Source organism: Allobosea sp. LjRoot90, from assembly GCF_964254315.1.
GTDB lineage: Bacteria > Pseudomonadota > Alphaproteobacteria > Rhizobiales > Beijerinckiaceae > Allobosea.
Map to the genome: position 1 here is coordinate 1,013,076 of NZ_CAXUTF020000002.1, position 12,934 is coordinate 1,026,009.

Consider the following 12,934-nt stretch of genomic DNA (forward strand, 5'->3'; position numbering starts at 1 on the left):
CGGGATCGATAGCGCGCGCGCTGGGATGGGCCATACGTGTCCGCAGCGGACACAAGATTACAATCACGCAACCACCTTGGTGGCCTCGATCGAGCATGCTGAACTGATCGCCGGCTTGCGCGGTGCTCGGGATAACAGGCGGGCACGCAGATCATGAAGGCCGCCATTTATGCGCGATATTCGAGTGACCAGCAGCGTGACGAATCCGTCGAGGATCAGATCGCGATCTGCCAATCCCTGATTGATCGTGAAGGCTGGGCCTTCGCGGAATCATACACTGATCGCGCGATGTCAGGGTCGAGCCATCTACGGCCAGGCTATCAACAGCTCCTGCTGGATGGAGATCGTAGATCGGCAGATCGACGGCTTGGTGTCGGCCATCGCTGAAAGCATGCGACCCCCGAGCCTCGCCACCCGCTTGGAGAGCCTCGAGGCAGAGCGTGCCCAGGCAGCACGGTTGCTGGAGGGTCCTGCCCCCACTCCAGTACGTCTGCACCCCAATCTGGCTGGCCTGTACCGGCAGAAGTCGACGCGCTTAAGATCGCCCTTGACGATAATGAGACGCGCTCCGAGGCGTTGACTATCATCCGCGGGCTGATTGAGGCGGTCGTCATTCACCCTGCAGGTGAGAGCTACGAGATCGAACTGGTCGGCGAGATCGCTCGGATGATCGAGATTGCGCTGGGCGCCAACGAAAAAAAGCCGCCCTCGGGAGGGCGGCTTTAAGCACCGAAGATCGGTGTTCGGTAAAGTTGGTTGCGGGGGCCTGAAACCACCGAAAGTAAAAATGCCACCTACCGCCCCTGGCGCGAGCCAGACCTTTTTATCCCTGGTGACCGGCGTCGGCTCTACGCCATAACCCGACATTGGACCCCCCGCCGATGGCTGACATCGAAAGTTGCGCGCGCTGCTAGTTCCATCGCAATGCGGCTGTATGGACCGGCGCATCCCAGAGCTGGATCAGGCTGTCGTCCAACGCCGTGACCGTCAACGAACAGCCCGCCATCTCGAGCGACGTGACATAGGATCCCACCAGCCCGCGCGCGACGGCGAGGCCCCGCCCTGCCATCACGCGCTTTGCGGCATTGGCCATCAGATAGAGCTCCATGGTGGGCGTGCCGCCGAAGCCGTTGACCAGCAGCAGGCAAGGCGTGCCGCGCGTCAACGACAGGTCGTCGAGGATCGCGCCCATCATCTCGTCTGCGATGGCGTCGGCGGATGCGAGTTTCACGCGCCTCCGGCCCGGCTCGCCATGGATGCCGACGCCCATTTCCATCTCGTCCTCACTGAGGGTGAAGGTCGGCTTGCCGGCCGCAGGCACGGTGCAGGAGGTGAGCGCCACGCCCATCGAGCGGGTGCGACGGTTAACCTCGTCGCCCAGGGACTTCAGGGCGCCGAGCTCGCGGCCCTGCTCGGCGGCCGCGCCGACCATCTTCTCGACGACCAGCGTGCCTGCCACGCCGCGTCGGCCGGTCGACCAGGTCGATTTGGGAACGGCCACGTCGTCATCGGTGATGACCGTCGCCACGGGCGTGTCGGCCATCTCGGCCGCCATCTCGAAATTCATCACGTCGCCCTCATAGTTCTTGACGATGAAGAGCGAGCCGGCTGCCGTGCCGACGGCGTTCACTGCGGCGAGCATCTGGTCCGGCGTCGGTGAGGTGAAGACCTGGCCTGGACAGGCGGCATCAAGCATGCCGAGGCCGACGAAGCCGGCATGCAGGGGCTCGTGGCCGGAGCCGCCGCCCGAGATCAGCGCGACCTTGCCGGGTGTCAGCGTTTTGCGGCGGACGAAAGCCCCGCCTTCGCCCAGAGCCAGGATGTCGCCATGGATCGCCTCCAGCCCCTGGAGGCTTTCCGACAGGATGCTGTCGACCGCGTTGATCAGCTTCTTCATGGGCCTCCTCCCTGCGTATCGGCTTCTTCTTCGTCGGCGGCCGGGATCAGCGACACCAGTCCGCGCGCAACCCCGAGCACGATATGGTCGGCGCGCGCATTCAGGTCGGGACTGCCGAAATCCGGCAGCTCGACCACCAGCCGGCGCATCGGCCGCGTGGCATCGACCACCTCCAGGCGCCCCGGATGGGCAGCGCGATAGGCATTCAGGAAAGCCTGCCGTTCCGGCGGTGCAAAGTGGCAGACGTGGAAGATCGTCTCCAGATGCTGCACCGGCACCGGCGTGGCATAGGCGGGGCTGATAATCTGCGAAATGAAGCTGCGGTTCTTGCCCAGCGCCTCCGCCAGGCGCTGCCTCGTGCCGGAGGGGCGGTTCTCGATCACCGCGCGCAGGATCGCCTTATAGGCAGCCAGCGGCGATGGCTCGGTCGAGACGGTCTCGGGACTGGTCATGCGGCTTCGCCCGGCACGGAGAGATCGACGTCACGGATGGCGTCCTTCGCGATTGCCAGCAGGCCGGGCGATACCGATACGACGCGGATGCCTGCCCGCAGCAAGGCCTCGATCGCATGCGGATCGCCGCCGGCGTCGCCGCAGAGGCTGACCTCGCGACCGGTCTCGGCGCCATGGCGCGCGACATGGGAGATCATCGCGAGCACGCCTGGATGCCGGACATCGCCATAAGCCGCGACCGCCGACCCGTCGCGCGCGGCAGCGGTGGCGTATTGCGTCAGATCATTCGAGCCGATCGAGTAGAAGGCAGCGTCGAAGCTCGCGACCGCCATCGCGGCTGCCGGAACCTCGACCATGATGCCGAGCGCCGGCACGGCATGCGGCATGTCTTCGGCTGCAAGATCCACAAGCACCGCGTCGAGCAGCGCTCGCGTCTGCTCCAGCTCCTGCGCCGTCGTGACCATCGGCAGCATGATCTTGAGCGTGCCGACGGCCGCGGCGCGCGCCAGCGCGCGCAACTGCACGCGGAAGATGTCGGGATGACGGAGCGACAGCCGGATGCCACGCAGCCCCAGGAAGGGATTGGTCTCGCCATCGAGCGTGTAGCCGGCAATAGGCTTGTCGCCGCCGGCATCGAGCGTGCGGATCGTCACGGGTCGGCCGGCCGCCCAGCGCAGCAGGCCGGCATAAGCCTCGAACTGGGCCGTTTCGTCCCGGAGGGTCCGCTCGACGAGAAATTCCGTGCGAGTCAGGCCGATTCCGTCACAAGCCTCGGGCGACAGACCAGCGACGTCGCCCAAGTCGGTGACATTGAGCATCACGGCGATCCGGGTGCCGTCCCGGGTCAGCGCGGGCTGCGACTTGCGCGCCTCCGCTTGGTCGCGCAGGCGGTCGAGTTCGTTTGCCAGTCGCTGTGCGCGCGCGATGCTCTCCTGCGACGGACCGGTCAGGACGAGCCCCGCCACGCCGTCGACGACGACCGTGCCGGACACCGCCTCCCATTCGGAGCCGATACCGACCACCATCGGCACGCAGCGTCCGCGCGCCAGCATGGCGACATGGCTGGTCGGGCTGCCGGCTCCGAGCACGATGCCGCCACCTCGGGACCAGTCGATGCCGAGGAAGGCGGAGGGCGGCAGATCCTGCGCCAGGATGATAGCGCCAGGCGGCGCGCCCGCCAGCTCGGGCAGGTCGAAGAGCTGGCGCAGCACCCGGTCGCGAATATCGGCAAGATCCACGGCGCGGGCCCGGAAATAGGGATCGTCCGATGCCTCGTAGCCCGCGATCTCGTCCGCCATCGCCTGCCGCCACGCCGCATCGGCCGCAGCGCCGCCTTCGATTGCGGCATAGGCGGCCTCCGTCAACGCATCATCATCGAGCAGCGCGACCTGGAAGCCGACGATATCGGCGGCGTCGCCATTGAGGCTTTCGGCCAGAGCTATAACGGCTTCGAGGGACGCGGAGACCGCATCCGCCAGAGCCTGCCTCTCGCTCGCGACCGGGCCTTTCTCGCGCCGCATCTCGCCGACCGCGCGAAACGTCACCGCCGGCCCGAATGCGAGCCCGGTCGATGCGGCGAGGCCGGACAGGCGCCGTTCCATCACGGCTCACTCCTCATCGAATTTGCGCGCGACGATATCGACCAGTGCGGTGATAGCGGCTGATGCATCCTCACCGCTGGCCTTGAAATGCAGCACCTCGCCCTGGGATGCCTTGACGCGCATGATCTTCACGGGGCTCTTGGCATCTGTCCACGGGCCGGCCGCGCTGGTGGCCACCTCGATCCGCGCCGCGAAGCGCTTGGCGAGCTGGGTGAGCTTCACCGACGGGCGGGCGTGGAGCCCGACCTTGTTGGTGAGCTGGGCACTGGCCGTCACCTCCCGCATCCCGACTTCCCTCTCCCTGGCTTTCATCGACCCATCGCTCATGCCGAGATCAGTTCCTCTGCCGTTGCCCGCACGACCGCCAGCGGCGAGCCGCCGGACGCCTCGGTCGCGGCCATCACGGCGCCTTCCACGATCGGTGCATTACAGATGACGATGCGCTCGCGCCGCTCCTCCGGCATCATTTCCACCGCCATCTCGCTGTTGGTCTCGGCCCCGCCGAGATCAACCAGGATGGCGACTCCCGCCTCCGACCACGCCCTGTCGATGGCCGCCATGATGGCGGCAACATCCGTGCCCAAGCCGCCCTCGGCATTGCCCCCGGCCGAGGCGAGCGGGACATTGTCGCCGACCATCTGGCGAACCATGTCGGCGGCGCCTTCGGCGACCTTGGCCGAATGCGACACGATCACGATGCCGACATTCCTGTGAGCTGGCATGGTTCAGGCTCCGATGGCGTTGCAGATTGCCGTGGCCAGCAGCGCCGACGAGCGCGCGCCGGGGTCCATGTGTCCGATCGACCGCTCGCCTAGAAACGAGGCGCGCCCGCGAATGGCCTTGAGCGGCACCGTGGCGGCCGCCGCTTCGTCAGCGACTGCCGGCAGGCGCGAGGTTAGGTCAGCGCCACCATCGGCGAGCGCCGCCTGCAGGGGGGCGAGTACGTCGAGCATGGTCTTCTGGCCGAGCTCGGACTTACCCCGCGCCTTCACCGCCTCGATCGCGGCGGCCAGCGCGCGTGCCACATCCGCAATCGTCGGCTCGGGCGGAAGCTCTTTGCCGAGCGTCATGAACAAGGTGCCGTAGAGCGGGCCGGAGGCGCCGCCGACTTTCATGACCAGTGTCGTGCCGATCGTCTTCAGGGCCTCGGGCAAGGGCTTGGCGGTGATAGCGTCCGCCTCCGCCAGAACCGCCTCGAAGCCGCGCTTCATGTTGAGGCCGTGATCGCCGTCGCCAATCGCCTGGTCGAGCGTCGTGAGCTCTTCGGCATGCGTCACCACCGCCTCTGTCATGGCCGCGATCAGCCTCCGCTTGAGTGCCTCATCCATCGCTCACCTCACCCGCTGGCCATCGGCGGCGAAGAACAGGGGCTTGCGCAGGCTAACAGCCACCTCGTCGCCGACGCCAAGTCCTTCGTCCGGATCGACCAGGCTGACGATCTGCTGCTGGTTCACATCGATATGAAGGTGGTTCTGGTCGCCGAGCCGCTCGATCCAGTTCACCTTGCCCGTCACCGCGCCGCTCTTCCCCTTGGCGATGGCGAGGTGTTCGGTGCGCACGCCGATGGTCGCCGCGGCAGTCGGCGCCTCCAGCGCGGGGAAGAGCGCGCGCGGCAGCAGGTTGATGCCGGGACTGCCGAGGCGGGTTGCGACATAGATATCGGCCGGATCTTCATAGATGCTGCGCGGCGAGCCAATCTGCACGAGCCGGCCCTGATGGATCACGCCGATGCGCGAGGCCAGCGTCATCGCCTCGGTCTGGTCATGGGTGACATAGAGCATGGTCGCGCCGAGATCCTGCTGGATGCGCTTCAGCTCGATGCGCAGCTCCGAGCGCAGCTTGGCGTCGAGCGAGGAGAGCGGCTCGTCCATCAGGTAGATCGCCGGGCGGCGCACCAGCGCGCGGCCGATCGCGACGCGCTGCATCTGGCCGCCGGAGAGCTGCGTCGCGCGGTTCTGCAGTTTGTCCTCGATCCTGAGCAGCTGTGCCACCTCGCCGACGGCACGCCTGACCTCAGCCTCCGGCGTGCGCCGCGTCGGCGAGCGCAAGGGGAAGGCGAGATTGTCGAAGACGCTCAGGTGCGGGTAGAGCGAATATTGCTGGAACACGAAGGTGACGTCGCGCGCCGCCGGCGGCAGGTCCGTGACATCGCCGCCGCCGATCGAGACCCGGCCGGCATCCGGGCTTTCCAGGCCGGCGACGAGGCGCAAGGTCGTGGTCTTGCCCGCGCCCGTCGGCCCGAGCAGCACGACGAACTCACCATCGGCGATGGTCAGCGACAGGTCGCTCACGGCCTGCACCGGGCCGAACCGCTTCGAGACCTGCGCCAGCGTGATCTCAGCCATGGGCGCGCCTCGTCGTGACGGCGTCGTGCAGCACCGAGCGGATCGCCTTGCCCGTCGCCGCATCGAACAGCGACAGCCGCTCCGGCTTGAACGAGAGGCTGACCCGGTCGCCGGCTGCTGCGCGGACATGGGCCGGCAGACGCGCCTTGAGCATGCCGCGCGGCGTGGTGAGCGTGACGATCTGGTTGGTGCCGAGATACTCGGCGCCGAAGATCTCGGCGGGAAGGGCGCCGCCCTGCCGGCCCGGTTCGCCGATGACCACCTGTTCGGGTCGCACGCCCAGCGCCAGCGGCCCCGGCGCGCGGCTCTCGCGCAGCTCGGGCAGGGCGATCGCGGCCGCGTCGATCGTGACCGAGGTCGAGCCCGCGACGGCGGCACCCTCGAAACGGATGAAGTTCATCGCGGGCGAGCCGATGAAATCCCCGACGAACATCGAGTTCGGCCGGTCGTAGATCTCCTGCGGCGAGCCGAGCTGCTCGATCACGCCGTCATTCATCACCGCGATCTTGTCGGCCATCGACATGGCCTCGAGCTGGTCATGGGTGACGTAGACGGTCGTCGCCTTGAGCCGGTCGTGCAGCGCGCGCAACTCGCCACACATCAAGTGGCGAAACTCGGCGTCGAGCGCGCCGAGCGGCTCATCCATCATGAAGGCTTTCGGCTCGCGCACGATGGCGCGCCCGAGCGCGACGCGCTGCCGGTCGCCGCCGGAGAGCCCCGAGACCGGCTTGTCGAGGAGATGTTCGATGCGCAAGGTCCGCGCCGCTTCCTCGACCCGCCGCCTGGTCTCATCCTTCGGCACGCCCATCGAGACCAGCGGGAAGGAGATGTTCTTGCGCACGTTCATGTGCGGGTAGAGCGCGAAGAGCTGGAACACCATCGCGATGTCGCGTTCGCGCGCCCGCTTGAACGTGACCTCCTCGGCGTCGAGCCGGATGCTGCCCGACGAGGGCAGTTCGAGCCCCGCGACCATGCGCAGCGTCGTCGTCTTGCCGCAGCCGGACGGCCCCAGCAGGCAGAAGAAATCGCCGTTCTCGACCGTGAAGCTGGTGTCCCGCACCGCCGTGAAGGCGCCGAACCGCTTCACCAGATTGTCGACCCGGATTTCGGCCATGGCTTACTCCGGGAACTTGGTGACGAAGGTGAACATCACCACGCCGATGAGCGTCGTGACGAAGGAATAGCCGTAGAGCGTGAGCGAGAACGGCTGCAGCAGCATGAGCACGCCGGCCGCGATCAGCACCGTCGCCAGGGTCTCCATCGGCCCGCGCCGCAGCGCGCTCGGCCAGCGCGAGCGCGGCGCGCCTTCGGGCTCCCGGGAAGAGCTGGCTTGCCGGTTCATTTGCGCACCGCCCCGAAGGTGATGCCGCGCAGCAGGTGCTTGCGCAGCAGCACCGTGAAAACCAGGATCGGGATCAGGAACAGCGTCGTTCCGGCCGCTACTGCTGGCCAGTCCTGCCCGCCCTCGCCGATGATGATCGGGATGAAGGGCGGCGCGGTCTGGGCCGTGCCGGAGGTCAGCAGCACGGCGAAAGCGTATTCGTTCCAGGCGAAGATCAGGCAGAAGATCGCGGTCGCGACAATGCCGGTCGTGGCCTGCGGCAGCACGACCTTGCGGAAGGCCTGCAGCCGGGTATAGCCGTCGATCATCGCCGCTTCCTCGTATTCGCGCGGGATCTCGTCGATGAAGCCCTTGAGCAGCCAGACCGCCAGCGAGACGTTGACCGAGGTGTAGAGCAGGATCATCCCGAGCCGCGTGTCGGAGAGGCCGAGCTCGCGGTACATCAGGAAGATCGGGATCGCGACGGCGATCGGCGGCATCATCCGCGTCGACAGGATGAAGAACAGCAGATCGTCTTTCAAAGGCACCTTGAAGCGCGAGAAGGCATAGGCCGCGCAGGTGCCCAGGCCCACCGAGAGCAGCGTCGAGCCGAAGGCGACGATCAGCGAATTGACGAAGCGCGGCACATAATTGGACGGGCCGACCACCACCATGCTGCGCGAGCGCGTGATCGCTTCGCAGGCAGAATTCGCCGGCGGGAGCGAGGCGAGATAATCCGCTGTCTGGCGCGAGCGGGAGTTGAACAGATTGCAATAACCTTCGATCGAAGGCTCGAAGTGCAGGAACGGCACGACCTTCGGCGGGTAGGAGATGGAGTCCGGCGGCGTCTTGATGCTGGTCAGGCCGATCCAGATCAGCGGCACGAGCGCCACCAGCGCGTAGAGGACCACGATCGCGCCGGCGAGCAGCTTGATGCGGCCGCTGGGCGCGACGACGGAATGGGCGGTGGAGAGGGTGCCGCTCATCGTGCCTTCACCTTGTTCAGTGCCTTCACATAGATGTTAGCCAGCCCGAACACGGTGACGAAAAGGATGATCGCAAAGGCCGAGGAATAGCCGGTGCGCCAGGCCTCGAAGGCGGCGCGCTTGAGCGTGATCGAGGCGAGTTCGGTGGTCGAGCCCGGCCCGCCCGAGGTCAAGAGGTTGACCATGTCGAACATCTTGAAGTTCTCGATGCCGCGGAACAGCACCGCCAGCATGATGAAGGGCAGGCACATTGGCAGCGTGATCGAGATGAACTGCCGCCAGTTGCTGGCGCGGTCGACCTCTGCCGCCTCGTAGATGTAGTCGGGGATCGAGCGAAGCCCTGCGAGGCAGATCAGCATCACATAAGGCGTCCACATCCAGGTATCGACGATGATGATCGCCCAGGGGCTCAAGGTGACATCGCCGAGCATCTGGAAGGACGAAGGCGCAAGCCCGGAGAAGAACGAGACCACGTAATTGAACAGGCCGATCTGCGGCTGGTACAGGAAAGTCCAGAAATTGCCGACCACGGCCGGCGACAGCATCATCGGGATCAGGATCAGCGTGGTCCAGAAGCCGTGGCCGCGGAACTTGCGATCGATCAGATAAGCCAGCGCGAAGCCGATCACGGTCTGCAGCAGGATCGTCCAGAACACGAAATGCGCCGTCGCCTGCATGCGCTGCCAGATTTCAGGGTCGGACAGGATGGTCTGGTAGTGCTCGATGCCGACATTGCGCAGCGGCGCGAAGGGGCGGTTGGCGCGGTAATTCGTGAAGGAGAGATGGATCGTCCAGATCAGCGGAAACAGGTTGATCGCGAGCAGCAGCAGCATCGTCGGCGCGATGAAGAGCCAGGCGATGGCCTTGTCGGAGAGGCCGCGAGCCTGGTGGGCGATCGGGACAGAGGGCGCGCGCATCGCCTTGGCGTTCCTGATACCGCTGATGTCGCTCGCATTCATGTCTCAAGCACCGTTTGCAGGCAAAACCGGGGGCTGGCTGCGCCTTCAGGAGAAGGCGCAGCCCTGGGCTTGTGTCGTGGGCCGTCGCCGCCTCAGAACTTGCCGTCTTCCTTGAAGACCTTGGTCCAGTCCTGGATCAGCAGGTCGAGCGCCTGCTTGGCGGTGCCCTTGTCCGCAACGACATAGTCGTGGATGCGCGCCTGCTCCGCCTGCATCAACTGCGCGTAGGAAGGCTCGGCCCAGAAGTCGACGACCTGGCCCATGGCGACGAGGAAGTCGGCCGCGAAGGGCGCGGATTTGGCGAAACCGGGATCGTTCAGCACGCCCTTGTGGCAGGTATAGCCGCCGAGTTCCCACCACTTCTTCTGCACGTCGAGCGAGGCGAACCATTTAATATAGGAGAGCGCCTCGGCCTGGTTCGCCGAATAGGCGACGACTGAAAGGCCCTGGCCGCCAAGCTGCGAGCCCTTCTCCTTCTCGGCCGGGTTGACGAAGAAGCCGATCTTGTCGCCGCCGACATTCGGATCCTTGTAGAGGCCGGGGAAGAAGGCGAACCAGTTCATCTGCAGGGCCGCCTGGCCGGATTTGAAGGCGTCGAGACCCTCCTGCATATAGGCATTGGAGTAGCCCGGCGGGGTGCAGCATTTGTAGAGCGACTTGTAGAATTCGAGGCCCTTCACAGCGTCGTCGGAATTGACGAAGCCGGCCATGGCGTAGGGCTTCTTCGGGTCCTGATATTTGAAGCCGAAGGGATAGAGCGCGTTGGCCACGCCCATGGTGATGCCTTCCGAGCCGCGCTCAGTGAAGATCGCGGCGCCATAGACCTTCTTGCCGTCGATGTCGCGGCCCTGGAAGAACTCGGCGATCTGCTTCAGCTCAGTCTGCGACTTGGGCGCGGCGAGATCGCGGTTGTGCTTGGCCTTGAATTCGGCCTGCAGTGCCGGCTTGGCGAACCAGTCCTTGCGATAGGTCCAGCCGAGCGCATCGCCCATCGCCGGCAGCGCCCAATAGTTCGGTGTGTTCTTGGGCCATTCGGCATAGCCGGCGACGGTCGCCGGCATGAAGTCATCGATCTTGATGCCTTCCTTGGCGAAGAAGTCGTTCAGCTTCACATAATGCTTGTTCTCGGCCGAGCCGCCGATCCATTGCGAGTCGCCGATGATCAGGTCGCAGAGCCTGCCCTTGGAATTGAGCTCATTGAGCATGCGGTCGGCGAAGTTCGGCCAGGGCACGAACTCGAATTTCATGGCGATATTGGTCTTGGCGGTGAAGTCCTTGGAGAGTTCGACCAGCGCGTTGGCCGGGTCCCAGGCCGCCCAGCATAAAGTCAGCGACTTGCCCTGCGCCTGAGCGGCGGTGGCAGCCAGCGTTGCGCTCCCGGCGATGGTCGCGGCAAGCATCCATGTCCTGATTGTGTTCATGTTTTCCCTCCCTTGGCATGCCGTCACCAGCCGTCATTGGGGTGACGGGTGAATCTGAGCGACCGCGAAGACACAGCCGAACGAGGGGGCAAAGCCAGCGCGGGGCGTTTCCTCACGCCGCCTCGGAACTAGCCGTCCGAGTTCAGCGATTTGTTTAGTGAATAGATAATCACTAAACATGTCAAGCGACGACTACGACGGATAATGTACCGCAATGCGGTGGTTTATGCCGCGGTGCAGAAGTTTAGTGAATTCCTGAATATGGCCAGGTTGACGCCGCGTCGCCCACAATGGGCTTCGTGAAGCGGACGCAGGTTTATCCGGCAAATCCACGAAGCGGTCGATTGAGCGTGGAAAATGATCGGCCAGCACATGCCGTTCAAACGAACTCGTAGAAGAGCGCCTCGTGACAGCCGAGCAAGGGCCACGGCTCCATCTTGCGAGGAAACCGCATCGGCCACCAGCATACGGACGTTCCAAACGGCTCTTGGTGGCCGAGTCCCGACCCGTGCGGCGAAGCTGGTTGCCCGGAAGCGGACCTTGCAAACGTCAGGAATGGGCCAAAAGACGACTTCTAGCTCGTGGCCGAAAGTGAACTTCAGAGCGCAGTATGAGCAAGACCGGGACTGGCCCGTTGCCGACTCTCACGAGGTCCGGTTTCGGGCAGATTAATTAACGCTGCGACCGCTGACATAGGGGATTGGCGCGGGTGCATGCTTGGCAGGAGAAGCTGCCCGAACCGATTACGCTCCGCGGAGCATTCGCAGGATTGCCGCTGACGAGCCGAGAGCGAAATAAAATCAAAAACTTAGAAGCCGCCGCTTTCCATCGTGTGTACCACCTCTGTGACTCGTCGTCGAGCTTGCGATCCTCGCGCTCGCGGTCGAAGGGTCGTGACCTGCCACTGATTTGTCATCCAGCGGCGGTTAGAGTCTCGGCGGGTTTTGCGCGGGATTGCGCAGCGATGGTGAGATTGGCGGCATAGACCGCCGGCGGGATGTATCCGAGCGCCGAGTGGGGACGCCGCTGATTGTAATCGTCAGCCCAGGCTGAGATCCTGATCCTGGCATGGTCGAGGCCGAAGAACAGGCTTTCATTGAGCAACTCGTCGCGCATGCGGCTGTTGAAGCTCTCGCAGAAGCCGTTTTGCATGGGCTTGCCTGGCGCGATGAAGTGCCAGATGACCCGGCTCTCCTGCGGCCAGGCGAAACGGTACGCTTCAGACTGTTTCAGCGATGGTTCCCCGGTAGCTTGCGCACGCTCGCGCGTGCCGGGTCGGCCTTCCAATCGTCAACGGAAAGCGTTGGCAGGTCGAAATAGTCGCGCGTCGTCGCGTAGCCCTGTCCGCCCATGCGACCGACTGCGTCGAGCGCAGCAGGGTCGACATGCAGCCGCTCATTGACCGTGTCCGCCCGGAAATGCGCATAGACCACCTCGCCGAGAATGATCTCGCGCGAATTGCCGATACCGAGCGTGGTGTGGTGGCGGCACTCGAAGGCGGCGGGCGCCTCACCAATCCAGGGGCAAGGCACCTTTTCGCCGGGCCGCGCGGTCAGGCCCGCTTCTGCCAGTTCGTCGACACCGGCAGGAAACGGCACGGCGCAGACATTCATGCCGGCGACCAGCGCGTCGGAAACGATGTTCACCGTGAAGGCAAGCGTCGCCCGAACATTGCGCCCCGTGTCCTTCTGCGCGCCAGTTGACCGGTATTCAACGCCGAGCGCCAGGATCGCCGGATCGGCCGAAAGGCAGTTGAAGAAGGAGAACGGCGCCGCGTTGACGATGCCGTTGGCATCGATCGTCGTCACCAAGGCGATCGGGCGCGGCACTACGGCGCCGATCAGCAGCTTGTAGCGCTCGCGCGGCGTTAGCGCGGCAAAGTCGAAGGTGACGATGTCGCCAGGGGGCGAACTAATCGATGTCACGAGCGTACCGGTCACGGCGCGGTGCAT

15 protein-coding genes and 1 pseudogene are annotated in these 12,934 nt (G+C 65.1%); 2 read left to right on the forward strand and 14 right to left on the reverse strand.

Features of this window, described 5'->3' with window-relative positions; all coding sequences use genetic code 11:
- Positions 1-153 precede the first annotated feature (153 nt).
- On the forward strand, positions 154-387 hold the full coding sequence (locus ACSQ3M_RS11620; protein WP_436150212.1) for a recombinase family protein: 234 nt from the start codon (positions 154-156) through the stop codon (positions 385-387).
- Between the two features lie 189 nt (positions 388-576).
- Positions 577-726 carry a hypothetical protein gene (locus tag ACSQ3M_RS11625; protein WP_436150213.1) on the forward strand — a complete coding sequence of 50 codons (150 nt, stop codon included), beginning with the start codon at positions 577-579 and terminating at the stop codon, positions 724-726.
- 184 nt (positions 727-910) lie between these two features.
- Here the strand turns inward: ACSQ3M_RS11625 and dhaK are convergent, their stop codons facing one another.
- The 14 genes and pseudogenes from dhaK to ACSQ3M_RS11695 all read right to left on the reverse strand — a co-directional run bounded on the left by dhaK (position 911) and on the right by ACSQ3M_RS11695 (position 12,934).
- On the reverse strand, positions 911-1,897 hold the full coding sequence (gene dhaK / locus ACSQ3M_RS11630) for a dihydroxyacetone kinase subunit DhaK (RefSeq protein ID WP_436150214.1): 987 nt from the start codon (positions 1,895-1,897) through the stop codon (positions 911-913).
- Entirely contained in the window at positions 1,894-2,349 is a 456-nt protein-coding gene (locus tag ACSQ3M_RS11635; protein ID WP_436150215.1) for a hypothetical protein, read from the reverse strand. Before ACSQ3M_RS11635 ends, dhaK begins: the two co-directional genes overlap by 4 nt.
- On the reverse strand, positions 2,346-3,950 hold the full coding sequence (locus ACSQ3M_RS11640) for a phosphoenolpyruvate--protein phosphotransferase (protein ID WP_436150216.1): 1,605 nt from the start codon (positions 3,948-3,950) through the stop codon (positions 2,346-2,348). The genes ACSQ3M_RS11635 and ACSQ3M_RS11640 overlap by 4 nt, the downstream gene beginning before the upstream one ends.
- A 6-nt stretch (positions 3,951-3,956) precedes the next feature.
- Positions 3,957-4,277: an HPr family phosphocarrier protein gene (locus ACSQ3M_RS11645; protein ID WP_436150217.1), complete on the reverse strand. Its 321-nt coding sequence runs from the start codon at positions 4,275-4,277 to the stop codon at positions 3,957-3,959.
- Entirely contained in the window at positions 4,274-4,672 is a 399-nt protein-coding gene (dhaM, locus tag ACSQ3M_RS11650) for a dihydroxyacetone kinase phosphoryl donor subunit DhaM (protein ID WP_436150218.1), read from the reverse strand. The genes ACSQ3M_RS11645 and dhaM overlap by 4 nt, the downstream gene beginning before the upstream one ends.
- Before the next feature lie 3 nt (positions 4,673-4,675).
- On the reverse strand, positions 4,676-5,278 hold the full coding sequence (dhaL, locus tag ACSQ3M_RS11655; RefSeq protein WP_436150219.1) for a dihydroxyacetone kinase subunit DhaL: 603 nt from the start codon (positions 5,276-5,278) through the stop codon (positions 4,676-4,678).
- 3 nt (positions 5,279-5,281) lie between these two features.
- On the reverse strand, positions 5,282-6,295 hold the full coding sequence (locus tag ACSQ3M_RS11660) for an ABC transporter ATP-binding protein (RefSeq protein WP_436150220.1): 1,014 nt from the start codon (positions 6,293-6,295) through the stop codon (positions 5,282-5,284).
- Positions 6,288-7,409 carry an ABC transporter ATP-binding protein gene (locus tag ACSQ3M_RS11665; protein WP_436150221.1) on the reverse strand — a complete coding sequence of 374 codons (1,122 nt, stop codon included), beginning with the start codon at positions 7,407-7,409 and terminating at the stop codon, positions 6,288-6,290. Before ACSQ3M_RS11665 ends, ACSQ3M_RS11660 begins: the two co-directional genes overlap by 8 nt.
- Positions 7,410-7,412: 3 nt before the next feature.
- Positions 7,413-7,637 (reverse strand): hypothetical protein, encoded by a 225-nt coding sequence (locus ACSQ3M_RS11670; RefSeq protein WP_436150222.1) that lies wholly within the window; start codon positions 7,635-7,637, stop codon positions 7,413-7,415.
- Positions 7,634-8,602, reverse strand: a complete 969-nt coding sequence (locus ACSQ3M_RS11675) for a carbohydrate ABC transporter permease (protein WP_436150223.1) — start codon at positions 8,600-8,602, stop codon at positions 7,634-7,636. The genes ACSQ3M_RS11670 and ACSQ3M_RS11675 overlap by 4 nt, the downstream gene beginning before the upstream one ends.
- On the reverse strand, positions 8,599-9,519 hold the full coding sequence (locus tag ACSQ3M_RS11680; RefSeq protein ID WP_436150309.1) for a carbohydrate ABC transporter permease: 921 nt from the start codon (positions 9,517-9,519) through the stop codon (positions 8,599-8,601). The genes ACSQ3M_RS11675 and ACSQ3M_RS11680 overlap by 4 nt, the downstream gene beginning before the upstream one ends.
- Positions 9,520-9,653: 134 nt before the next feature.
- On the reverse strand, positions 9,654-10,961 hold the full coding sequence (locus ACSQ3M_RS11685) for an ABC transporter substrate-binding protein (protein WP_436150310.1): 1,308 nt from the start codon (positions 10,959-10,961) through the stop codon (positions 9,654-9,656).
- A 933-nt stretch (positions 10,962-11,894) separates the two neighbouring features.
- Positions 11,895-12,170, reverse strand: a pseudogene (locus tag ACSQ3M_RS11690) (integrase core domain-containing protein); the annotation flags it as partial.
- A gap of 41 nt (positions 12,171-12,211) precedes the next feature.
- A complete protein-coding gene (locus tag ACSQ3M_RS11695) occupies positions 12,212-12,934 on the reverse strand; it encodes a flavin reductase family protein (RefSeq protein WP_436150224.1) in 723 nt (240 codons plus the stop codon).